Annotated in this window: 25 protein-coding genes; 12 read left to right on the plus strand and 13 right to left on the minus strand. The window is 65.9% G+C overall.

Translation table 11 applies throughout. The features are described 5' to 3' along the window. Positions 1-10 precede the first annotated feature (10 nt). The 6 genes from ACWDMM_RS22350 to ACWDMM_RS22375 all read right to left on the minus strand — a co-directional run bounded on the left by ACWDMM_RS22350 (position 11) and on the right by ACWDMM_RS22375 (position 7770). The gene (locus tag ACWDMM_RS22350; RefSeq protein ID WP_449939263.1) at positions 11-1225 is read right to left on the minus strand and encodes an AAA family ATPase; all 1215 of its coding nucleotides are present in this window, start codon (positions 1223-1225) and stop codon (positions 11-13) included. A 729-nt stretch (positions 1226-1954) separates the two neighbouring features. Beyond that, the gene (locus ACWDMM_RS22355; RefSeq protein WP_449939265.1) at positions 1955-3742 is read right to left on the minus strand and encodes a BTAD domain-containing putative transcriptional regulator; all 1788 of its coding nucleotides are present in this window, start codon (positions 3740-3742) and stop codon (positions 1955-1957) included. 10 nt (positions 3743-3752) lie between these two features. Next, positions 3753-4490, minus strand: a complete 738-nt coding sequence (locus ACWDMM_RS22360; protein WP_449939266.1) for a hypothetical protein — start codon at positions 4488-4490, stop codon at positions 3753-3755. Between the two features lie 105 nt (positions 4491-4595). Beyond that, the gene (locus ACWDMM_RS22365; protein ID WP_449939269.1) at positions 4596-5741 is read right to left on the minus strand and encodes a lipase family protein; all 1146 of its coding nucleotides are present in this window, start codon (positions 5739-5741) and stop codon (positions 4596-4598) included. Next, positions 5738-6976: a cutinase family protein gene (locus ACWDMM_RS22370; protein WP_449939271.1), complete on the minus strand. Its 1239-nt coding sequence runs from the start codon at positions 6974-6976 to the stop codon at positions 5738-5740. Before ACWDMM_RS22370 ends, ACWDMM_RS22365 begins: the two co-directional genes overlap by 4 nt. Then, complete coding sequence (locus ACWDMM_RS22375; protein ID WP_449939274.1) at positions 6973-7770, minus strand: hypothetical protein; 798 nt, start codon at positions 7768-7770, stop codon at positions 6973-6975. The genes ACWDMM_RS22370 and ACWDMM_RS22375 overlap by 4 nt, the downstream gene beginning before the upstream one ends. Positions 7771-8480: 710 nt before the next feature. Between ACWDMM_RS22375 and ACWDMM_RS22380 the strand changes: the two genes are divergently transcribed. Then, the gene (locus ACWDMM_RS22380) at positions 8481-9350 is read left to right on the plus strand and encodes an MmyB family transcriptional regulator (protein ID WP_449939276.1); all 870 of its coding nucleotides are present in this window, start codon (positions 8481-8483) and stop codon (positions 9348-9350) included. Positions 9351-9510: 160 nt separating this feature from the next. Next, positions 9511-10290 (plus strand): MmyB family transcriptional regulator, encoded by a 780-nt coding sequence (locus ACWDMM_RS22385; protein WP_449939279.1) that lies wholly within the window; start codon positions 9511-9513, stop codon positions 10288-10290. 65 nt (positions 10291-10355) lie between these two features. Here ACWDMM_RS22385 and ACWDMM_RS22390 read toward each other — a convergent pair whose 3' ends face one another. Further along, entirely contained in the window at positions 10356-10790 is a 435-nt protein-coding gene (locus ACWDMM_RS22390; protein ID WP_449939281.1) for an NUDIX hydrolase, read from the minus strand. A gap of 465 nt (positions 10791-11255) precedes the next feature. Here ACWDMM_RS22390 and ACWDMM_RS22395 point away from each other — a divergent pair, with 465 nt between their 5' ends. Together ACWDMM_RS22395 and ACWDMM_RS22400 are read left to right on the plus strand one after the other, a co-directional pair. Continuing rightward, the gene (locus tag ACWDMM_RS22395) at positions 11256-12047 is read left to right on the plus strand and encodes an alpha/beta hydrolase (RefSeq protein ID WP_449939282.1); all 792 of its coding nucleotides are present in this window, start codon (positions 11256-11258) and stop codon (positions 12045-12047) included. A gap of 115 nt (positions 12048-12162) precedes the next feature. Beyond that, a complete protein-coding gene (locus tag ACWDMM_RS22400) occupies positions 12163-12705 on the plus strand; it encodes a GNAT family N-acetyltransferase (protein ID WP_449939284.1) in 543 nt (180 codons plus the stop codon). A gap of 18 nt (positions 12706-12723) precedes the next feature. Here ACWDMM_RS22400 and ACWDMM_RS22405 read toward each other — a convergent pair whose 3' ends face one another. The 3 genes from ACWDMM_RS22405 to ACWDMM_RS22415 all read right to left on the minus strand — a co-directional run bounded on the left by ACWDMM_RS22405 (position 12724) and on the right by ACWDMM_RS22415 (position 15258). Next, on the minus strand, positions 12724-13203 hold the full coding sequence (locus tag ACWDMM_RS22405) for a GNAT family N-acetyltransferase (protein ID WP_449939286.1): 480 nt from the start codon (positions 13201-13203) through the stop codon (positions 12724-12726). 374 nt (positions 13204-13577) lie between these two features. Continuing rightward, entirely contained in the window at positions 13578-13901 is a 324-nt protein-coding gene (locus ACWDMM_RS22410) for an MTH1187 family thiamine-binding protein (protein ID WP_195140407.1), read from the minus strand. 28 nt (positions 13902-13929) lie between these two features. Next, complete coding sequence (locus ACWDMM_RS22415) at positions 13930-15258, minus strand: hypothetical protein (protein ID WP_449939290.1); 1329 nt, start codon at positions 15256-15258, stop codon at positions 13930-13932. A gap of 306 nt (positions 15259-15564) precedes the next feature. Between ACWDMM_RS22415 and ACWDMM_RS22420 the strand changes: the two genes are divergently transcribed. From ACWDMM_RS22420 to ACWDMM_RS22445, 6 genes are all read left to right on the plus strand, one after another. Then, positions 15565-15780, plus strand: a complete 216-nt coding sequence (locus ACWDMM_RS22420) for a hypothetical protein (protein WP_195140409.1) — start codon at positions 15565-15567, stop codon at positions 15778-15780. A gap of 5 nt (positions 15781-15785) precedes the next feature. Further along, a complete protein-coding gene (locus ACWDMM_RS22425; RefSeq protein WP_449939293.1) occupies positions 15786-15923 on the plus strand; it encodes a hypothetical protein in 138 nt (45 codons plus the stop codon). Between the two features lie 6 nt (positions 15924-15929). Beyond that, the gene (locus ACWDMM_RS22430) at positions 15930-16133 is read left to right on the plus strand and encodes a hypothetical protein (protein ID WP_449939296.1); all 204 of its coding nucleotides are present in this window, start codon (positions 15930-15932) and stop codon (positions 16131-16133) included. A gap of 78 nt (positions 16134-16211) precedes the next feature. Further along, on the plus strand, positions 16212-16772 hold the full coding sequence (locus ACWDMM_RS22435) for a hypothetical protein (RefSeq protein WP_449939299.1): 561 nt from the start codon (positions 16212-16214) through the stop codon (positions 16770-16772). Continuing rightward, positions 16769-16972 carry a hypothetical protein gene (locus ACWDMM_RS22440; protein ID WP_195140412.1) on the plus strand — a complete coding sequence of 68 codons (204 nt, stop codon included), beginning with the start codon at positions 16769-16771 and terminating at the stop codon, positions 16970-16972. Before ACWDMM_RS22435 ends, ACWDMM_RS22440 begins: the two co-directional genes overlap by 4 nt. Before the next feature lie 3 nt (positions 16973-16975). Beyond that, positions 16976-17257, plus strand: a complete 282-nt coding sequence (locus tag ACWDMM_RS22445; RefSeq protein ID WP_449939303.1) for a hypothetical protein — start codon at positions 16976-16978, stop codon at positions 17255-17257. Positions 17258-17359: 102 nt separating this feature from the next. Here the strand turns inward: ACWDMM_RS22445 and ACWDMM_RS22450 are convergent, their stop codons facing one another. From ACWDMM_RS22450 to ACWDMM_RS22460, 3 genes are read right to left on the minus strand one after another with little or no spacing between them, the layout of a single operon-like run. Further along, complete coding sequence (locus ACWDMM_RS22450; protein WP_449939305.1) at positions 17360-17800, minus strand: NUDIX hydrolase; 441 nt, start codon at positions 17798-17800, stop codon at positions 17360-17362. A 6-nt stretch (positions 17801-17806) separates the two neighbouring features. Beyond that, a complete protein-coding gene (locus ACWDMM_RS22455; RefSeq protein WP_449939308.1) occupies positions 17807-19060 on the minus strand; it encodes a DegT/DnrJ/EryC1/StrS family aminotransferase in 1254 nt (417 codons plus the stop codon). Next, complete coding sequence (locus ACWDMM_RS22460; protein WP_449939311.1) at positions 19057-20118, minus strand: Gfo/Idh/MocA family protein; 1062 nt, start codon at positions 20116-20118, stop codon at positions 19057-19059. Before ACWDMM_RS22460 ends, ACWDMM_RS22455 begins: the two co-directional genes overlap by 4 nt. A 217-nt stretch (positions 20119-20335) precedes the next feature. On the opposite strand from ACWDMM_RS22460, the gene ACWDMM_RS22465 reads away from it, so the two are divergent. Further along, on the plus strand, positions 20336-21643 hold the full coding sequence (locus ACWDMM_RS22465; protein WP_449939313.1) for an XRE family transcriptional regulator: 1308 nt from the start codon (positions 20336-20338) through the stop codon (positions 21641-21643). Further along, complete coding sequence (locus tag ACWDMM_RS22470) at positions 21640-22521, plus strand: phosphotransferase enzyme family protein (RefSeq protein ID WP_449939315.1); 882 nt, start codon at positions 21640-21642, stop codon at positions 22519-22521. The genes ACWDMM_RS22465 and ACWDMM_RS22470 overlap by 4 nt, the downstream gene beginning before the upstream one ends. Positions 22522-22805 lie beyond the last annotated feature (284 nt).

Consider the following 22805-nt stretch of genomic DNA (forward strand, 5'->3'; position numbering starts at 1 on the left):
GGCTGGGTGGTCAGATGCGAGGGCCGAGAGCCAGCGGGGCGTGGTTGGCGCCGTACACGGTGCGCACCACTGCGGCCACGATGGCCCGGTCGTCCTCTGGGGCGGCCCCGATCAAATTGGCGGCGGCGGTGGCGGAGTCGGTGGCGGCGGCGATCTTGTGGAACGCCAGCAGCTCGCGCAGCTGGGGCGCCCACCCGACCTCGCCCTTTTCCTGTCGGGCGGCCAGCTCCCGCGCCACCTTCACCGCCCGCCGTTCCACCCCGAGCTGGGCGGCGAGGTCGTAGTCGCTGCCCACCTGCACCTGGAACGCGAACCGGCTCGCCAGCGCATCGGACAGGATCGCCCCGTGCACCCCGGGGTTGTGCCCGGCCACCACGAAGAACCCGGGCTCGGCTTTGACCACCTCGCCGCCGTGGGCTTTGATCACGATCTCGCGGCGGCCGTCCATGGCCGGGTACACCACCGACAGCACGGTCGGCGGGATGAGGGTCGCGTCGTCGATGAACAGCACCCGGCCCTCACGCATGGCCCGGACCAGCGGCCCGTGCACGAAAACGAAAGTGCCATCCGGGTTCTGGGTGTACTCGCCCACCAGATCGGCGACCGTAGTGTCCCCATCACCCTGCACGGTCAGCAGGTCACCGTAGGCGGCCTCGATGAGCGAGGTCTTCCCGGTTCCGGGCGGCCCGTACAGCAGCACCGGCACCTCGGCCGCGCGCATCGTTTGCAACACATCGACATCGGCGCGCCCAGCCAACTTCCGCACGTGGTAGTCCTGCCCGTTCGGCCGGGCCACCGTGTTGCCGGTGCGCGCCGGAGCCGCCGGGGCGGCAGGAGTGGCCGGGGCGGCGGGAGTGGTGTTCTTCTTGGGGCTGCGGCGGGCCGGATTCGCCGCCTTACTGGCGGCCGGGGCTGCCGGGATGGCAGGCGCGGCCGGTGCCGGGGCGGCAACGGTCGGGGCGGCGGCGGTGGCCGTGGTGGCGGTGGCGCGGTAGCGGCGCGGGGCCGCCGAGGTGCGTTCGGCGTGCCCGGCGGCGGTCAGCGATTCCAGCGCGTTGCCGACCGCGCCGGACGACCGGCCGAGCCCGTTGGCAATCTCACGCGGGGACTGTTCGCGGGCCGGGTCGGCGGCCAGCGCGGCGGCAATCATGCGGCGGAGTTCGCCGTTGGGCAGGCGACCGGCGGACGGTGCAGCGGTAGCGGCGGTGGCGGGTGTGGTGGGCATTGCGACTCCTGCAATTCCGTTCCGAATTCGCGCCGGTTTTCGGCATACGTGCGGCGTGGCCGCCATTCGGATTTCTGCGAATTTCCCGGCAAATTCCGGGAACGTGGTCGACCCTAGCTCGACCTCGAACAGCCACACAACCCCGAGAAAGGCTCAATTTTCCGGACAATAGCGAATCGGTCTAGGCAATACGGAAACGCGGCGCGCACATGCACTCGCCAGCCAGGCCACGCCTCGGCCAGCAAGCCCGGGAAGAATGAATAGATAATGATCAATAGAAAAAGGAGAACGAGGGGAGAGGAGGAGGCAGGCGACTGGGTATTCAGACACAAGAGGACGCATGAAACCGGCCGTGAGACACCGCCCGAGCATGTCTATACATCTTTGTGTATAGACAATCCCCGCTGATATCCGTCCAATATTTGCCTGCCGACCTGCTGTTTCGCGCCGCAGGGGTGCGTCGTTCCAATCCTCGCACCGAATCATGCAGCGAATCTCACCATGGAACATCGCACGGAAATTCTTTCATCGAGCCACTCAGGCCGACAGGGACTCCACCCTTGAGAAAAGCTACGAATGCCCGGCGCAGGAAACCCGATCCCTCCAGCAATTATCGAATAATAACGGAATGACACGAAAGCACGAACAACCGTTTCGTAAACGGCCGGAAAACTGATTTCTACACTAATCGACAATCAACGCAATCGGTAATATCAGATCGCATTCGACTCATTGTTGGGCGCGGCGGAGCGTTTCGAGAAGCTGTCGGGTTTCCTGGCTCGGGGACTGGCCGATTTCGGCGAGTCTCCGGGTCAGGAGAGTGTAGGTGCGGGTGAGTGCGGCGGTTTCGCCGAGGCGGGCGTGCAGGCGCAGGAGGTCGTGCCAGACTGCTTCGTTGTACGGGTCGTTCTCGACGGTGGTTTCGAGCATTCCCAGGGTCGCGCGAGGGTCGTCGGTGGTTCGGGTGGCCAGCCAGCTCAAGGCATTCAGCGAGGTGCGTCGCGCCGATTCACGAATGGATTGGACCCAGGTGTCGGTGAGGTCGCTGGCCAGCTCGCTCGTCGCCAGGGCCGCGATGCGGCGGGCGGCGTCGGTCTGTTCGGCGTCGCTGCGGGCGTGGCGGCGTTGCGCTACCGCCGCGTTGAAATCCCAGTAGTCGACGCCGAGGTGGCCCGAGAGCCGGACCTGGGTGCGATCTTCGGCGAGTACGTCGGTGATCTGCCCGCCGGTGGCGGTGCTGAGCGCGGCGCGCAAGCGGCTCAACGTGTTCGCCAGCGCACTACTGCCCCGATGTCCGGGCCGCTGGCCCCACAACAGCTCGATGAGCTGCTGGCGTGGCAGCCCTTCGGGATGCAGGGCGAGCACGGCCACGAGTTCGCGAGCACGCGGCTGCAGCTGTGTTGTGATCTCCACGCTTTCCCCGGAGCCGGGGTCGTGCCAGAAGATCCGGGTAGGCCCGAAGACCCGCACCGTCAGCGCGGGCGCGCCGTCTACCGGTGTCGGCACCGGTGCAGTATCGGTGGAGGCGGTCTCGGGGTGTGAGCTCGGCTCGGGCGCCGCGGTGAGGTTGCCCTCCGCGAGCTGGCCGGCGTGCTCGGCCTTGACAGCGAGCACAGGCTCAGAAGGCGGTGCGGCGATGGCCTCACCGGCATCCACCATTACAGGCTCACGTAGGCGAGGACGCGGGGTGGGCACGGTGGCGGGGTCGATGCTGTAGATCCTCGGCCCGTCCTCGCCGCGGCGTCTGCGGCGGTCCTGGCGGACCTCAGGGGCCGCGTGAGGTGGGTCGAACTGGCCGGAGCGTTCGTAGCGGCGCAGCTGGATCTCCACATCGATGATGGTGCCCCGAGCGGGCGGGATCAGGTGCTGGCGTGTGCGGCGGCCGGTCAGCAGGGCACGGGCACCGGCGCGGGAGGCGGGCAACTCTCCCACGACCGGGAACCCGATCGCGTCGATGTAGGCGCGGCTGCCGCCGATGACCACGATGCCCCGGGGGCTTCGACGCCGGGTGAGATCCAGGAGCCGCTCGGCGGCGGGCTCGGGATCGATGTGCTCGGCGCGCACCACGAACAGGGCGGCGTCGGCGGCGGCGATGACCGGATGCGCGGGCGAGCCCGGCTCGGGGACACCGCAATCGGCGAACACGGTCGCTCCGAGCCCGCGCCAACCCCGGTTCGGATCGGTCAGCAGCGCAGCGGCCGGGACAGGATGGGCGGGGTCGTATTCGGGAGGCGCGGCCAGGAACGCCTCCCCGCCGGGCAGATGCTGCACGTGCTGGGCCAGCAGCTCAGGGGTGATGGGATGGCCGACGGCGCCTCGGCGGGCGAGGCTTGCCAGGCCGAGATGCGGGTCCGCGCCGACCATTTCGGCGAGCTGGCCGCCTGCGGGGTCGGCTTCCACGATGAGAGCTGTTTCGGGGCCGGGCCAGGTGTGGGCAAGCGCGACGGTGGTCGTGGTGGTCCCGGCGCGCGAGCTCAGTCCGGCGACGGCGATCAGGTACGGCGCCTGCGGCCTCATCGATGGGTTCCTATCCCTGCTTCTGGACGTTGGAGATCACCAACGCGCCCCCGGTTTCGGCGGGGCGGGTGTTGATCAGCTGGAGGTAGTCGATCCGCGTGCGGTCCGGGCGAATCTCGGTGATGTGGACGTTGGCGGTGGTCGGGGAGATCGGGGTGATCGCCACGCAGTGCCGGGTGCCGTGCGGGATGGAGGCGATGCCCGCGGCGAGGCCCTCGAAGGTGATCCCGCTCTCGGGCGCAAGCAACGGCATCGCCTTTCCGGCGTCGCGGTCGATGTAGTAGGCGGCCTCGAAGGAGGCGATCACCCCGGCCAGGGTGGCGGGGTCACCGGCACGCTCGGTGACCACCTCTCCGGTGAGCCCGGTGCACGGCCCCTGAGCCGTGGTGGTCGAGCTGGGTGGTGCTGCCGTGGAGGGCACCTGCGCGCCGGTGTCGCTGGTCTTGTCTGTCGGCACCAGCAGGATCCCGGCCAGGACAGCAATAGTGGCCGCCAGCGCGGCCCAGGCACCGCGCGGCAGCCGGTTCGCTGGACCTGCCCCCCATCGGAGATCCCGGGCGGCGTAGGCCGCGCTGGGAGGATTGCGTATCCGGTTGAACCAGAACTCCTCCGGCAGGACGGGCTTGTCGGGCTCGTCGAAGTCATGGCCGGAGCCGGTGATCAGCTGCAGGTCCGGAGGAGTCTGGGGCAGGTCGACCCATGCTTCGGCATCGTCGTCTTCAGGTGGTTTCCGCGGGTACCTCGCCATTCATCTCGCCTCGGTTCAGGTGTCTCCGGGGCCTGCCCGCACCCCGAGAGGGAAAGTGGGGGTCGCGGGGTGCGGGCAGGGTTCCCCGGAGGGGTCAGGGGCGGCTCACGCGCTGGGCCGCACTTCGGCCTGGGTCTGTGCCGGGATCGGCTGGGACACGGGACCGTTGGCGATGTCCTCGGTGAGCCGGGCCAGGACATCGGAGACCGCCCAGTGCGCGGTGGAGCGGTGGTCGCCGTCGTATTCGCGCCAGTCCACCTTTGTGCCGCGCTGGCGGTAGGCGATCAGCGCCTTGCGTCCGGAGCGGACCGGCACGATCTGGTCGAGCTCGCCGTGGTAGAGATGCAGCGGCACATCGGATTTCACGTGTGCGAGCGACTCCAATGCGAGGACCCGTCTCCACCAGTGGTCGTTCCAGGGGTCAGGCTCGCGGCACCAGTGCGCCAGCGGCTCGGGGAACCGTTGCAGCAGTTCGAGGACGGTGAGGTGGCGGGCTTCGGCGGCGGCGACGAGACCGTCCTCGTTGAGTACATGCCGCAGCGGGAGCTGGTTGTAGGCGTGGGACAGCCCGATCAGCCCGGCGAACGCCAGCCCGGCCAGGCCGGTGCGGGTGCTCCGACTGACCAGCGGAGCCAGGACCGCGAGGTCGGAGAAGACCGCTCCGGCGGCGACACCGCGCAGGTCGATCTCGGGGGCGTACCAGGGCTGTAGCTCCCCCGCGACCGCTGCGACACGGCCACCGTCGGCATATCCCCAGGCCACCACCGGCGCTACCGGCAGGTCCAGGTCCGAGGCGCGATAGACCGCGCGGGCGAGGTCGAGGACCGGTTTGGCACCGGCGGCGCGCGCGGCGAGGAAGGTGTGCGGGCCGGTGCCCGCACCGAGGCCCTGCCCGTCAGGGATCGCGACGACCCAGCCTCGTGCGAGGGCAGCCTCGATACCGGTGGTGTCGGGTTCGGCACCGATCGCCAGCAGTTGCGACGGCGCGCAGACACCGCCCAGGCCGCGAAACTCCGGGCAGTACACCAGGATCGCGGTCGCGCCCGGGCCTGCGATGGTCTCGGGGACCAGCACGATCCCCGAGGCCGCGATGGTTTCGGAGCGGGCGTTGGCCGTGGCGTAGACGACCTGCCACGCCCCCCGCGCCTCGCTCAGCTGCGCAACGAACACCGGTCGTGTGCGCACGAGGTCTCCGGGGCGGTAGCCATCGAGGGTCGTGACGTTGTAGAAGTCGTTGCTGCTGGTATTCATTGGTGGCTCCCGGCGAGGTCGTGGGCGAGTGCGGTCAGCCACGCGATGCCGCTGGCGAGTTGCCCGGCTGCGGCGTAGCCGGTGTGGCGGCCGTGTATGTCGGCGTAGCGAAGCCACACGCCCGGATTGGTCAGATCGGCGTTGTCGGCCATCAGCTGCCCGAACGCACCCGAGAGTTGCCCGGCCAGTTTCGGCAACTGCCCGACCGGGTCGGAGGCCACGATCGCGGTGATCTGCCCCCACCGCGCCGACGCGGCGGCGGTCTCGTCCGGGCTAGGTGGCCGGGTGCGGGGGTCGGAGGCATCGATGAGGCGCTCAGCCAGACTCGCCGCGGGCGCGTAATGGACGAACCCGGCCCCGATCTGAAAGTCGTTGTTCACCACGTTGGTCCACGCCTCACCCAACGCTCCGGACAGGAGGGCCTGGATCGAACCCAGCGCGGCCAGCGGATCACGCAGATCGGTCTGGGCCGCGAGCTGGGCGGCCATCCGCAATAGGGCGGCGCGTTCGGGGGCGGCGCAACTCAAATCGCCGTCGACGCAGACATCGGCCACTCGGCCGGTCAGCGCCCCGTACTCGACACCCGAACTGGTGGCGATCCCGCCACCGGCTGCCGGGACGGTGGTGATCGCCACCCCCGACACCGCCACCCCGGACGTGCCGGGGGCCGGGTCGGGGGTGAGTTGGCCGGGGCGGCCGGGGATCACCGGTGAGCCCGGGGCGCGATCGGGATCGGAATACAGCGCGATACCCGCCACCCGCTCAGCCGAGACGGGTCCCTCGCCCGCGCCGACAGCGTGGGCGAATTCCGAGACCACCTGCGCGCCTTGGGAGAATCCGACCACCGCGAGCGCCGTGGCCGGGCAGTCGGCGGCGACCCTCGCCGCGGTCGCGGTCAGTGCGGCGAGGCCCTCGCCGACCGAGGCCGCGTACGGGGCCGCGCCGCCACCGGTGCCTACCGCGCCTCCGAACGCGGCCGAGTACGGAATGTAAGTGCGCTGCACCAAATCCGGCACGGCGGCTACCACCGGGCCGAGTATCGCGCCCAGCATCCCGGTGTCGGCGGTCTCGGACGCCCCCGGCGAGGACTCGCCGGTGCCCTGCACTCCAAGGACCCACAACACGGGGCAACCCGGCCCGGCGGCGGATGGTTGCGCCGACCCGAAGCCTGGCGTGCACAGCGCGCTCGTGCAGGCCGCCAGCACGGTGGCGGTGAGGAGACGCAGACCGGTCACGGCTGGCCCACCCCCGCTCCGGCACCGAACCCCGCGCCCACCGTGCCACCGGCCAGCGCGCCGACCACGGCGGCGGGAACCCCGGCCACGATCGCACCCGCGACAGCACCGGCTGCCGCGCCCAATGCGGTACCGGCCACACCGGAGGTGATCGTGCCGATGACCGGCACGGTCACTACCGTGCCCAGTGCGGCACCGGCGATACCGCCGATCGTGCCACCGGCAAGTCCGCCCGCGACCGCGCCCGCTGCCGCCGCTGGTGCACCCGCCAGTGCGCCTCCGATCGCACCACCGGCCCCCGCCCCGGCGATCGTGGCACCGGCCACCCGATCAGAGCGACCCGCCGGGATCCCGATCGAGTCCAGGAACGTCGCGGCCTGCGCTTCCAGGTTCGCGGCGGTGGTGTTGACGCCGTCACGAATCTCCGGAGGCAGCCAGTCCGGCGACGGCGTCTCCCACTGGCCGATTCGGATCGTGTCCGGCGGGGCCTCGATCGGCGCGACCGGAGGCACCGGTTCCGGTGAGTGCAGCTCGACCACCTGCACCGGCGGCGCGGGAGCGGGTGGAGGCGCCGGGCGCGGGGCCGGGCCGTTGCGGACCTCGGGCGGTTGTTGCGGATACACAGCGGGATCGGGCGGAGGCGCGACCGGTGGTGGCGGAGGCGGAGCGGGTGCAGCTGTTCCGGGCTGGACCGGTGCGGTGACTCCGGGCTGGTCGGCGATCGGATCCAGCGTCACAGCACTGGTTTGCGGCGCGGCCAGCATCATCACCACCGGCACAGCGCCGACAGCCAACACACGGCCACCCCACAGCAGCCGACCCCCGTACGCGAGGGATGTATTCCCGTTTTCGGGCACGACAAATAACCCTTTCGATCGAATGAGAAAGGCGAGGAAAAGGATCAGAAAATGCGCGTGACAACGCGCGAGAAAGGCTGATACTCCCGGCTGCCCGACCACAGCCGGGAGACCCTTCGACGTATCCCTCGAATCAGAGGAATGGCCCGACGATCAGACGAACGACAGGACCAGACTCAACGCCTGCGAGGCGACCGACAGCACATTCGAGACCAGCGACGCGCCCGCGTCGAGTAGCACCAGAATGTTGTATATGTCCACGGTTTCCCTTTCTGAGGAGCTGTGATGCTCCACCATCACAGCCCCGAAAGCCGCTGCTGCGCCACCCCTTCGAGAGGTAAGGATTGTGCTAACAAAACCATTACCCCTCCAACCACATGCAGTGGCCTGCGTCGATGCGAGAAAGGGGTAACGCGAGTGTCAGTAAAGAAACTTCCCGAACGCGCGTGACCCCGGTTCGCGAGTACGGCAAATACGCCGCGCCGCCGCGCGACTGCCGATGGCTATTTGTTGGCTAGCTCACGGAGAATACTGTTTGCCGGGGATGATCTTTCTCTGGTAGGAACGAATCAGCTCGGGGAAAGTGAACCCTTCAACGTACCCCACGTGGAAGGAAGTACGGAAGACCGTAGTAGGAGGGGCTTTACGTGACCCGGACAACGAACCCGGCCCGCCATCCAAGACGACGCCAGCAGGCCCGCACCTGCTCGTCTTGTTCGGAGATACCCGACCTCGGTGGCTGGGCGCGCCGGATCCGCGAGCGCCGCAAGCTCCCGCGCCCGCGCGCCGCCGATCGCCTTCACATCAGCAAAGAGATGCTCAAGAAGATCGAGAACAGCGACGCCCCGTGCTCGCCAGCGGTTTTGAACCACCTCGTCACCGCCTACGACCTCGATCGCGCGCAGGAACGCTACACCCGCGACCTCGCCCGGCCCCCGGTGGCTCTGCCGCCGATAGCGGAACTACGCACCCGCATCGACACTCCCGAGCACCGGGCGACACTGACCTACCTCGACCGCCGCGAGATCGCCGGCGCCTACATCGATCCGCTGTGGAATGTGGTCCTCGCCAATGAACGGTTCACTGCGGGCCTGCCCGGCATCCAACAGTTCCGCGGCAACGTCGCCTTGTGGTTCTTTCACCCCGGCTCCGCCACGCCCACCGCCGAACCCATCGTCGTGCACTGGGACAGCGCCGCCGCCTACCTGGTCGCGACCCTGCGCGGCGCGCTCGGACGCCACCGCGAAACGCCGCACGCCCTCACTCTTTTCCAAGACCTACGCGGCGCGGCCACCTTCCGCGAGACGTGGGACACCAGCGACGCGGTCGCCTACGGCCGCCGCCCCGAGGAACCCGTCCACCTGCGCGACCCCATCACCGGCGAGCCGTACTCCGCACGTATCCACCTCGGCTACGCCTCGAGTTCCCACGACGTCCGATTCTGCGTGTGCTACTGCGACCCCACCCCCGGACCAGGTCTGACCGACAGTGTTAGCCGACACGGAAAGTGCCGATGAACCGCAGCTCACTGTGCCAACCCACGAATCTCCGCACCACCGAACAGGAGTACCGAATGACAGGCAATCCCCCCACCCGCCACCACAACGCCGAGCAGGCACCTCGTCCTTCGCACGCCAGGGAGATCGCGCACGCACTACCCCCGCACAGACGGGCAAGATGAAAATGCGCAAAGCCCCGCCACTCGACGGAATGCCCGACTTCCACGACTCGCTGGAATGGCTGCGCCACCGCCATCACCTCTCCCGCGAATCCGCCGCCCAACACGCCGGTTTCAGCAGCTCCTACCTCCACCAGCTCATCCGGGATCGGACCTACCCCGGCCCTCGTGTCTTCACCAAACTGGTCGACGCCTTCGACCTCGACTCCTCCCAGCGGCGACACCTGCACGAACTGTGGCAACCCTCCCTCGAACTGCCACCCACCGAGGAACTACGCCAGCGCCTCACCGGCCTGGGCATCCAAGCCCACCTCGACCACCTCGATACCCGCTACACCCTCGCCGTCTACCTCGACCCCCTCCGAACCGTGCTGCACAGCAACCGGACATTCCACCGCATGGTCCCCGGCCTCGCCGAGTCCGACAACAATTACTTCCAGTGGATGTTCTCCCCCGTCGCCCGCGACCGCATTCACAACTGGGACAACGAAGCCCGCTACACCGTCACCATCCTGCGCGGAACCCTCGGCCGATACCGCGACCTCCCCCGAGCACGAACGCTGTTCCAGAGACTGCGAACCACCCCCGAATTCCCCCGCATCTGGGAATCCACACCCATGCAAGTCACCTATGACCGTCCCCGCCCGACACCAATCCATGTACGCACACCCGGCACCGACAAGCCCCTCCCACTCAGCCTCGAGATCAGCGACTACCCCGACTGCCCCCACGTCCTCCTCGCCTACGGTCTCTACGACACGTCGGCCATCGCGCGCTAACTGCGGTCCTGTGCGGCGGTGTGGGTGTCCACGATGCTCGCCGCCTGCTGCGATCAATCAAATGGTCAGTCGAACAGTCGCCCCAGCAGGGCGCCCTGGCCGGATTGCAAGATGTGCGCAGCCTCTAGCGGTATCCAGAAGCATTCGAAGTGGGTAGGCTCGCCTTGACCGTCATGGTCTTCCTGACTGCTCCAGCGTTCGGGTGCGGCCTCGCACAACTCCAGCTGGAATACGTGCCTCTGCTGCAACTCCCACCGATACGGCGAGATGTCGTAGGAGTATTCGCCCAGCTTGCGGACAACTCTGAACTCGGTCAGTCCTGTCTCTTCGCGGGCCTCGCGCAGCGCGGCGTCCTCCGGCGATTCACCGCGACGGATACTGCCCGCGGGGACCTGGATACCGACCTCCTCGTAGGAGAACTCAGTGTGACGGAAAACCAGCAGCTTGCCGTCGCGCACGATGTAGACCAGCACTTTATCCTTGCTGACCTTTTCGGGCATCGGAGTAGTCCTCTCTGAAGAGTAGGTGGGATGAAACAGGTGACATGCACAGGCGATGAAGCCGACCAGCCCAGGGGGTCGGCTTGCAGTAAACTGGTCGAAGTCTCTTACGTCGGTTCGAGGCGACGTTACGATTCCGCGTGGTTGCTCAGCGTCAATCAGGTTGCACTTCAACGTATTCTAAGGTCAGCGCAGCGCGACTCACCATGCGCCGGAGCCGGATAGTCGGTTCGCGCCCCGAGCAGGGCGAGAGCCGTAGCGCGGACAATGAAGCGGGAGGAAGCCCGCCCCACCGACAGCCCCGGAACAAGCGAGGACCAGGCGTTGCGCCGCACTGCTACAACGGCCGAGGCAGCATCTCGTCAGGGGAACCGCGGCCTTGTGAGGATCGCGGGCGGGGCGCGGATAGATGCTGCACAACATGAGCTTGTCCACCACCGGTTTGTGAGCGAAGGGAGCTGTGCTGTGGAGGACATCACGGTGCGTTCGGTCGATGGTGTTCGACTCGATACCGCCCTTCATCCGGCTTCATCAGGTACCGGCCGCGGGGTGGTATTGCTGGTCCACGGAATCACCGTAGATATGGATGAGGGCGGCGGGATGTTCATCCGGTTGGCCGAGCAGCTCGATGCTGCGGGGTTCAACGTGGTGCGGTTCTCCTTCCGTGGTCACGGCAACAGCGGCGGGACACCTCGCGGGGTCACGGTGGCTGGGGAATGTCTCGATCTCCAGGCTGCCGTGGAGGCTGTTCGTGAACGCTTTACGGGGCCGCTTTCAATCGTGGCGGCAAGTTTCGGCGCAGTGTCCACGACGCTGTCACTGCCGTGGCTGGAAAGCACCCTCCATCGACTGGTGCTGTGGAATCCAGTTCTAGATCTACGCCGAACGTTCCTCGAGCCAGAGTTGGCCTGGGGAAAGGAGAACTTCGGCCCACAGCAGCAGAAAGACCTCGCAGAGCACGGATGGCTTGTCGTCGACGGCCAATTCGAGCTTGGCCGAGTGCTGTTCTACGAGTTCGCGCACTATCGGCCCCTCGATCTGTTCCTCGAAAGCACAGTGCCATCCCTGATCGTGCACGGTGACCGAGACTCAGCGGTCTCCTACGACATTGCCGCCGGAGCGGCTCGATCACGACAGAACACGACGTTGCACACTGTCTTCGGTTCGGATCATGGGTTTGACTCACGCCAGCGCGAGGACGAAGCAATCACCACGACGGTTGAATGGCTTGTCGACCAGTCCGCGTCTGAATCGTGAATACAGCTGACCTCTACGGTCCGATCCAACTCGGCGAAACCTACCTGTGTCGGCACGAGCGGGTCATCGCTGAAATTCCGTCGCCGACGAGCGTCTCGCTGGGTACGGTTCGGGCATGTCACCTGACTCCGAGACCTCGATTGTTCTCGATGCAGTGCGCCTTCGGCCGTTGCGCGCATCGGACGAGCAGGTGATCCGCGCGGCGCATGAGGCCATGGCCGACAGCGACGGATTCCCCTTCGCATTGGGTCTCACACCGGCCATGCCCTGGCGGCAGTACCTATCGGCGCTGGAGGACTACCGCCACGGGATCAACTTGCCCGACGGAATCGTGGCAACCACCTTCCTGGTCGCCACGGTCGATGACCAGGTCGTCGGCCGCACGTCCATCCGGCACACCCTCAACGACGGATTGCGTCAACGAGGCGGTCACATCGGCTACGGTGTCCTTGCACCATTTCGGCACCGTGGCTACGGCACCGCCATCCTCCGCCACAGCCTCACCGTCGCCCGCGCGATCGGCCTCGACCGGATACTCATCACCTGCGACGACAGCAACCTCGCCTCCCGGCGCATCATCGAAGCATGCGGCGGCATTGTCGAATCGGTCGTACCATGCAGCGACGGCACTCTGAGTCGCCGGTACTGGATCGACTGAGCTGCCCATCCGACGCGATCAGGTCAGGCGCAGTTCGTACACCGCCCGGCTGCGGCCGGGTCCTTTGAAGTCGCTGATGATCGAGATGCCGTTGACCTCGTGGTCGCCGGGCACGTTGACGAATCCGAGAGCAGTCCAACTGGCGTGTGGTGCATGGTTCTCGGGTTCGGATGTCAAATACAAACGCTCGCAGCCCCACTTCTCGGCCTGTGACCGCACGCTGCGCAAAAGCGCTCGCGCGATCCCGCATTGCCGATACTGAGGATGGGTCATGACGTCCTGGACGTACACGTCTGCGGGGTCGTCTTGGCTTCGGAATGCGATGACCGCTCCGGTGATGGTGTTGTCCTCGTCGATCGTGATGGGGCAGGTCGAGGAGAACAGCTTGGCGTAGAGCCAGTAGTCAGACAAGGTGCGGGCACTGACAAATGGCTCCCCGAGCCCCATGAGTTCGCGGACTTCGCTGATGTGTTCTGGCTGTAGTGGCGTGACGATCACAGACACTCCTCGGTGTGAGACTTTCGGACAATGCTGGTCAACTGCTGGGCCATGTCGGCAGGTACCACCGCGTCGGCGATGCTCCGGCCGACGACAGCGATGTCCCCGTCATCGCTGCTGGCGAGGGCGTCATCGGCAGTGCTAAAGCCGCCGGAGGCCCTGACCGGCAATTGACTACACGTACGGATGGGTCTGCGGTCGCGAGTGGGTGGTTGCTACCGACGCCGAGGGAGATGTTGGTTGTGACGACGAAGCCGTCGATGCCGACGCGTTCCATATCGCGGAGCCCGGCAGCGTTGACATACGCAGGCGACGCATCGAGGCGCGCATCGTGCGGATCAATGGGACCTCAGGGATGGTCCCGCTGTTGCGGGTCATGAGGTTGTTGACGCGGGAGATCCGGTCTTCGCCGCCAAGTGCCGCTCCACTGATGCCACCTTGCCGGTCATAGCGTCGGTGACGCCCGGCCGAATATCACCCTTCAGCACGATGCTGCATCGGGGTGCGACAGCCATGACCGCGTCGATCGCCTGCTTGATCACCGCCATGACTTCGTCCCATTCACCCTCGATGGTGGTGAAGAGGGCGTTCGTTTCGTTCGGCAGTCCGCTCGCTCGAATCACGCGGACAGCCTCGGCAACTCCTTCGCCGACGCTCTCGCCGGTCCCCATCGGCGTGACTGAGAAAGCGATGATCACGGCAGCTCCTATCGGTAAGGTCCTGAGGTCATGAGGCGTGGAGCAGATCGGCGATCCCGCGCCGAAGTTCCTGGGCGCCAGCGGAAGATGTCAGACGGTCGGCGCTGGCGGCCCGGTACACCAGCTTCAGGCCGTCGAGGACACGCGCCGAGCTAGTGCCGCGAGCGCTTTCGACCGCCTGGGTTCCAAGCGCCAATCCTTCATCGCTATCCCCATGGCGCAACTCCAGGGCAGCCAGCCGGATCAGGCTGAGCTGACGTGACCGGGCATGCTCATCGGACAAGTTGAGCGCTGTTCGGAGCCTTGCGGTCGCGCTCCGCACTTCGGCATTCTGGTGGTACGCGAGGTCGAACAGTCCTTGCGCCGTGTCCCCCTGAAGCAGCGACTCGGTGTAGTAGGACTTGAAGCCTTCGTGGTCGGTATCCGGATGATCCTGCGCCTGCGCTTCGGCGAAGAACTGCTCGGCTTGCTCGACAGCCCGCATACACTCGACCGCATTACCGAGCTTGCCGAATGCTCGTGACTGCACCGCCGCCATGTCGGCGCGGCGCAGCACCGACAGTCGGTCGGAGCGAACCGATGCCAGCCCAAGCAGCGTCAGCGCGTTGTCGGCATTCCCGAGATAAATATCCTGACGGGCCAAGCATGTCAGAACTGCCGCGCGCAGCCACCACTCGTCAGCTTGCTCGGCGCAGTGCCAACCCGCGCGAAAGCTGGTGCGGGCTGCCTCATGGTCGCCGCGGTCGTACTGTGCCCAACCGACGACCCGAAAGAAGGTCCCCACCACCGCGTGCATGGCGCTGCGTACCGGCTCCGACATATCCGCCCGTAGGTAGTCCACTGCCACCCGGAGCTGCGCGACCATGCCGTCCCCGATGTGCAGGCCAGCGTCGTCCGCCGCACGGAACAAGGCGGCCCAGTCACCGACGCGGTTGACGTGATCCATACCCACGCGGGCGGGTGCGTGGTCGATTGGGCGGGTGGCCATCGCGACCACATCGTCGGTTACAGCCGTGGCAGATACGGCTACCAGGCCGCGAAGAAACTCACCGCGACGCACATCATCCACCTGATGTTGTGGGGGCCATGCCTCCCCATCATAGGGTGCGCGAACGGCAGGTCCGGCGAACGAACGGCGACCACGATCGTGCCGCTCACGCCACACCGCCTCCCCCTCAGCCACGATCCGCTCGAAGCGTTCGCGGTCCTCGGGCGTCGCCCGCTGCTGGTATGTCGTATCCAGGCTCGCTTGGGTACCAGATCGCGGCGTGACCGCGCTCAGCCCGCTGCGCCAGTTCGTGATCGTGGTGGTCTCGACACCGAGCAGCGCGGCGAACTCACGAATCGACTTGCGCATAGCTTCTTGGAGTGCGGCGGCTTCGAAGCCGGTCCACTGTCGCGCTCGTACCATCGCCTTTGCCTATGTTTTTGAGCCTGACCTGGGCAAATACCTACGCTACGCCCACAGTACCCCATCACCGCGCGGTTACGTCCGAAACCACCTGTGCGCCAGGGTCAAAGGCGGTACCCGGTACCGGGCCGACGCCGCAAACGCCTCACGCGGTGCACCGGCGGCCAGGGTGGCGGGCCGGTGGCGAAAGCCCCCGGTGCCGGGTACCACCCGAACTTTTGCCGCCTTGGACCCGGAAAGAAGCACTGCGGGATGCCTACCAGTTCCCTTGCCATCTATCAATTGATCGCCATGACCGGACAGGCGGCGCATCAAGCGCCCCTAGTGCCGTTCACGATCTCGCAAGCGCATGCGGTGATGCGTTACCACGTTGCCTGCCGGGCGAAGCGCTGTCCGCGAAAGGCCGCCGCGCTCGACACGCTCGTCCAGGCCGGCCGGGTGGTGCCCTCCGAGACGAAGCCACGGTGATCCGGATGAACGCACTGCCGAGCGGATCCGCGGGCGACGTCGGTGATCTGCCAGAAGCTGATCGCTTGATGGAACTGTGCGAGGGCTACGACAGTCTGGTCGCGGAGATCGAAGCGGGCCAGCGCCTGCCGCCAGGGTTGTGATGCGCCATGCAACCGACCCAGCCGCCTCGGCGAATCCGCCACATCCACATCGAATCCGGCGCGCTGCGCCTGGATTTCCAAGCCAGCGCCGAGCAGGCCCAGCACGTGGCCGACGAGTTTGCGCAGGGATTCCCGGAGCTGGTGGTGACGGTCGATGACGACGTACAACCCGATCTGCCGCCGCTCCCCTGCGCCGCACTCTGGGACTGACCCGTTTCTCCATCACCCACGTATCCGTGGCCGTGCGTGCCCACACATAACGTCTAAATCCAGAGGGATACAACATTTATGCCGTATGAACGGCCCGAGTATGTCGTGTACGGGCTCACTCCAGACAAGCCACTTGCTTTCACGCTTCCGCCCGTTGAGGCCCAACCCAATCAGCCGTTGCCGGATGCCGGGCCGTTTCTGCGGGTGTGCGCGGGCGCGGAGGAACCGACCACTGCGCTGCTGCGGTGCGCGCGGCAATTGGTTGGCGGGTGGCGTCATGTACACGAACATGGCCGCAGCGGCTCGGCCTCGGTCGATGAACAGCTCAGCTTGCTGATCTGGCTGATCGACCGAGAGGCTGGCGGGCATACCAGCGGGAATGTGTTCGAGGCACACGCTCGGATGTCTCCCTCGTCATATGGCGATTGGGTGGCGTGGCTGGTGTGGAAGTACGTGCTGTATGCGCTGCGGCAGCACGACTCGGAACACCACGAGCGCGACGCGGCCGAGCTGATGGCCTGCATCCGGGCGTTCGACCAGTTGGTCGCCGACGTGCAAGCAGGGCGGGTGCGGCTGCCGGAGCAGGCAGGGGCGTTTCCGCCCAAGACGGTCCAGCGATCCGCAGGAGGGCGATCGTGACTACCTCGGACCCGTTGCCTCACAGAACCTTTGTCTCCGCAGATGGCAAACTGGCGGAGTTCATGTGCCAGGTGCATCTGATGGAACTGACCCGCCACCGCGCCCAGGAGCTGCGCCATATCCACCGCTTTCACCACCCGGACGAATGCATCGTGCATCTGGAGGCGGCTTATCTGCTGCTGATCGAGGACGGCTTCTGACCGATGCAGCCGTTCCTCGTCACTGTCCCGTGGGTCGGGTCGATCTTCTTCGTCGGGGTGCTGTGCTTCCGGCTCGGCTACTGGTGGAAGACGACGGAGCTGCAGGGCCGGCATGCTGTAGGGAACGTGCCGGGGCGAGACGATCGGCGGAAGTCCGACGAAGATGACCTCGGTGACGAAGCATCGATGAGTGCACCACCACCGGCAAGACCGCGGCGGTGGCGGAGCGATGATGACGACACCGAGGTGATGCCGGTGATCGACAACGCTGTGAATGACCAGTAGGGACTGCACCATCAACGTAGCCCGCTCCCTTTCAGGAGCGGGCTACTGGCGTTGCGGAGACTTCGGTTTGTACCCGTCGGCGCGGCCGATTTGACTGTGCGGTCAGCTCTCGCGGTACCGCGCCAGAATCTGCTTCACGGAATCCGTGACCGGTGGCTCTTCGACCAGGCTGGTCCAGGTGTACGCGTCGTGTTCTGTCAGTTTCACGGGCTCGGCATGGCCGACCTCGACGGTGAAGTTGAACTGTCGGCTTTTCTTGCCGCTGCCGGACTGGTAGTCGAATTCGCCGAGGTAGTTCGTGATGGCGGTGACGTCGAGGCCGGTCTCTTCCTTGACTTCCCGGATGAGGGCTTGGTCGATGGCTTCGCCGGGGTCGACTTTGCCGCTGGGGAGTTCCCAGATTCCACCCATGAAGTCGTCGGCGGGGCGTTGCAATAGGAGGACTTTGCCGCCGTGATGTACGACGGCGCCGACGACGATTTGTTGCACTTCGTCCTGGTCGGCTTCCCGTGTCAGCTTCTCCAGCAGTGTTGTCTCGATCATCTAGTTCTATCCTTTCAGGTCGGCGTGGTGGGTGATGACTTTGTGCAGTGCTTCGATGTAGCGGTCGACGAGCGGCAGGTCCTCGTCTCGATGCCAGACGGGGAGCTTGAGAGTTGCGTGGTGCAGCGCTTCTGCCCGCGGGTAGTCGCCGGGGGCGTAGGCCAGTTTGCCGGTGAAGGCGGGGAACAGTGGACCTGGCTCTTGGAAGAGCGGCAGCAGGTTGAGGGGGCACGTCGATCCGGGCCGGTCGAACTCGCGGCAGCCCTCGGCCTGCAGTGCGGCGTGAAAGCGCTCGACCGGCACATCGTCGAAGAATTCACTGTCGTAGAGAATCGTGAGTCCGTACCAGGCTGGTCGCGTGTGCCGTTCGTGCCAGGTGATGGTCAGGCCGGGCTCTTGCCGGAGTTCGTCGTGGATGTACTCGGCGATGCGTTGACGCCCTGTGAGGTAGTCATCCAGATGTGCAAGTTGTTCCAGCGCAATGGCTGCGGCCAGTGGGTGGATGCGATGTTTGAGTCCCATGCCTGTCACGGCGTAGCGGCTGAGGTCGGAGTGGGCTGGGATTTCGTTTCGGCACCGCTTGTTGTACTGGCCGTGCAGCAAGACGCGGTGGTACACGTCCTCGTCATCGGTGAGGATGAAGCCGCCTTCGCCTGCTGACAGTGGTTTCGGCCCGTTCATGCTGAACGCGGCGGCTTGCCCGAACGTCCCGACCTTCTGCTCACCGATGCTCGCGCCGTGGGCATGGGATGCGTCTTCGAGCAGCAATAGCCCGTGGGCGTCCGCCAGTGTGCGTAGACGTTGGACTTGTGCGGGTATCCCCCACATATGCGTTACCACAATGGCTTTGGTTCGCTTGGTAATGCGTCGCGGCACGTCGACCGGATCGAGGTTGCCACTGGCGTCGCAATCGGCCAGGACGGGAGTCACGCCCAAGTGCAGCAGCGGTGTGGCGGTAGCGAAGAAGGTATACGCAGGGACAATCACCTCATCACCTGGCCCAATGCCGCAGGCGGCGTATATCGAATACAGCGCAGCGGTGCCTGAGCTGGCGAGCACGGCGTAGCGGGTACCGAAGTAGTGCTGTAGTGCGTCTTCGAGTCGGGCGATAACACTGGAGCGGTCGTAGATCGAGACGCCCTCGTCGAGCTGATCGAGGATGGCGATGCTGGTGGCCTCGGTCAGTGGGGGCCATGCAAAGTGCGGTGCCGCTTCGGTTATGACGGGTGGGCCGCCGAGCAGCGCCAGTGGTGAGGTCACAAGAGCTCCTTGGGATTGATGTGTTTGCGGGTGCGTGCGGCCTCGTAGCAGGCGGTGACAAAGGCCATGTGAGCGAGGTTTTCGGCGGGACCGCTGAGGTTCGGTCGCGTGCCGTCGACGACTCGGTGGAAGTAGTCGATCTGGCAGGCCGCGGCTGAGGGCCAGGCTTGTTCCCGACGCAGCGACTCGATGACCTCGCCGCTGTTGGTCAGCCGGCGGATGCGGCCCCGTTCCAGATGTACGACGCCGTCAGACCCGACGAGCCGGATCTCTTCGGTCTTCGGCCCGAGGAACCGCGAGAGCAGCAACGAGCCATAGAGGCCGCTGTCGTAAGAAAAGTGGATGAGCGCGGTATCTTCGGCGTCATAGCGGCGGTCCGGCCGCGCACCGACCGACAGCTCGGCTGTGATGCTGTCGGGCAATCCGAAGTACCACAGGAGCAGGTCGATGAGGTGGTAGCCCATGTCGATCACGCAGCCACCGCCCGCCTTGGCGGTCTGCCCGCGCCAGCCCTCGGATGGATCATCGACATGCACGGTGTAACGGGCGTCGATCAGAAACGGCGTGCCGATCTGATCAGCGAGCTGTGGAAAGCTCGTGTAGATCGGGTTGAATCGCCGTTGCAGCGTGACCATCAGCTTGATGCCGGACCGTTCGCACAACTGCGCCAGTCCGTTGGCCTCGACCAGGTCGGTGGCGAACGGCTTCTCCTTGAGGACGTGGACCTTATGCTCCGCGGCCGACTCGATCACCGCCCGACCGACATCGTGCGGCACGCACACCACCACAAGGTCGAGTGCCTCGGTCTCGAACATCTCGCGATAATCGGCGAAGCCGGGCACCTGATGCGCTGTTTCCTGCTCGCGCACGACACTCGCATCCTCATCACAGACGGCGACCAACTCGACGTGGTGCGAGGCTACGAGTGCTGGAAGGTGATCATTGATCGCCTGGCGCCCGAGGCCCACCACACCAGCCCGCAGTGTTGTGCTGCGGTCAGCGATACGGCGCGACGTGCGCCATCCGGATTCGATGTCCGGGCGGGTGATGCGCGACACCGGTGCTGCACCGAGCGCGCCTCGGACCGATTCACATGGTCTCATTTGATCCCCCAACTGATCGTTGTGCAGACGGCCCCTGCATATCGGAGCCGTCGTCCCAGCCTCACGCACGCGGCGCGTCTAGAAGAGGGCAAGTTACGGGGCAGATAATCTGCACGACCGAGCGTCGGTGCTGCTGGATAGACTGAACCGACCGATATCGGCGAGGGGACGCATGCAACCGAACGTGCAACTCCAGCAGCGACGAGAAGCCACACCGTCGCGGGTGACACCTGGTCAGGTGATAGGCCGCGCCGAGCTGGCCGAGGCCGTCAACGCCTATATCTGGCGACAGCACGGTCAGCGGCGCGAACTCGATGCCCGCACCATCGCCCGCTACGAGCGCGGCACCGTCCGCTGGCCCAACAAGCTCTACCGCGAAGCGCTCCGCACCATCCTGCACGCCACCGATAGCGAACTGGGCTTCGTACCGAATCGGAGGCGCCGCGAATCGCCGGCCATGCCGGACCGCACGCTCGCGATAAACCTGTTCAGCCCTTTCGACCCAGCCAGCGGTCATGCCCACTATTTCGGCCCGAACGTCGACGACAAGCCGATTGGCCGTGTCGGCATGACCGAGGTCATCAACGTCCAGACAGCGACGCGCACTATCGCTTCGGCGGAGAACTTGCGTGGCGGCGGTTCGATCAGCCTTGTCGCGGGCAGGCAACTTGGCCGCTTCGCGCGGCTACTCGATGCGAAGGCGTCGCCGAGTACCCGCAGGGCCCTGCTTGAAGCGATTGGCAACTTCGGCAGCGTCGCCGGATATGCGGCCTTCGACGTCGGCGATCACGCCGCGGCTGAGCGGAGGTTCCGGCTCGCACTCTGGTGCGCCGACACAGCCGGATCCTGGGAACTGCGCGCCAGCACGCTCGCCGACATGGCCCGCAAGATGGCATATCTCGGTAACGCTGATGGCGGATTGTCTCTCATCGAGCTGGGCCAGGTGCGATCCGACCGGCTGTCCGCCACAACCCGCGCCATGCTCAGTGCCCTACGCGCCCAATACTTGGCCGCCGTGAAACGACCCGACGAAGCACTCTCCGAAGTGGCACGCGCCGACGAGTACTTCGCCCAGCGCAGCCCCGCCACCGACGCCCCCTGGCTGTGCTTCTACGACGAGGCCGAGCACCTCGGCAGCACCGGCAAGGCCCTGATCCCGGTCGCACAGGCGCAGCACCGAATCGAGGTAGCGGCGCCGAGGATCCAACAGGCGGTCGAACTTCAAGCCGCGGAATATCCCCGATCCCAAACGTTCTCGCTCACCCGACTGGCAACCTTGACTATGCAACTCGGCGATCCGAAGGAAGCAGTCGCCCTCGGCATCCGTGCCGCCACACAGGCCAGCCAGCTGGATTCCCATCGCATCCAAAACGAACTGCAGCGATTGGCCGCTGCTTCGTCACCTCACCGGCGAATGAGCGACGTCGTGGAACTGCGCGAGGTCATCACCCGCCGATGCCCGGCGAGAGCAGCGCCATGACCGGCACAACGGTATCCAGGGAAGTACTGGCAAAGGCCGCCCAGCAAGCCGGGCTTGATCTGCATCAGCCAGAGGCGATCCGCGAAGGATCTCACGCCATTTACCGGGTCAGTGACATCGTGGCGCGGATCGGAAGACGCGGCAGCCTGGAGGATGCCGAGCGGGAACTGCGCGTGTCGGGATGGCTCAATAGTTCCGGCATCCCCACCGTGGAGGCGGTATCAGAGCTGCCACAGCCGATCGTTGTCGACGACCGCCCCGTCACCTGGTGGCACCTCATCCCGGAACACCGGCCAGCCACGCCTGCAGAACTCGGAGCCATGCTCCGTGCGCTCCATTCGTTGACACCGCCAGCCCATTTCGAGCTGCCGAGATACGACCCCTTCGATGATCTTCGCGAGCGATTGGCCACCGCGGGCGTGATAGACGATGGTGACCGAACGTGGCTGCTGACACGCTACGACGAGCTGCGTAAACAATATGACAAACTGCCGGATCCCCTACGGCTCGTAGTGATTCATGGTGATGCCTGGCAAGGCAACCTGGTCGTGCCCCCGTCAGATATTCCGACGGTGCTGGATCTCGACAAGGTGTCACTTGGCCGTCCGGAATGGGACCTCGTGCAACTAGCCGTTGACAACACCGACTTCGCACGAGTCCCTGACGCCGACTACCTGTCCTTTGTGAACGCATATGGCGGCTACGACGTCACGACCCGGCAAGACTTCCGCCTATTCGCCGATATCCAAGAACTCAAATGGGTCGGGTTTGCTCTCGAACGAACCTCTGCGAGCACAACTGCTGCGACGCAGGCGAATCATCGAATCGCATGCCTCCGCGGGACAGTGCCGCGGCCGTGGCAATGGGAAGCGCTGTAACGGCGGCGGTGTCGACCAGAATGCCCGCGTGTCCGGGTAGGCGACAATCACGGATTCCTTGCGCCCGTAGTCGCACATAAGGTCAAGCTAGGGGTTAGTACACCGTCCACAGCACACACCCGTCCTCGACCATCCGGTATAGAAGGGTGCCGATCCCGGAGCAGGCCTCACCGTCAATCTTGGCCTTTCAAGATCTGTAGCAGTCGGGTTGCGGCGTGGGCGAGGGGGATGGCTTCCTGCTCGATCCGGGGAAACGGGGTAGGGCCCGCGGTTGCGATTATGTT

It is taken from the genome of Nocardia sp. NPDC003726 (genome assembly GCF_053586955.1).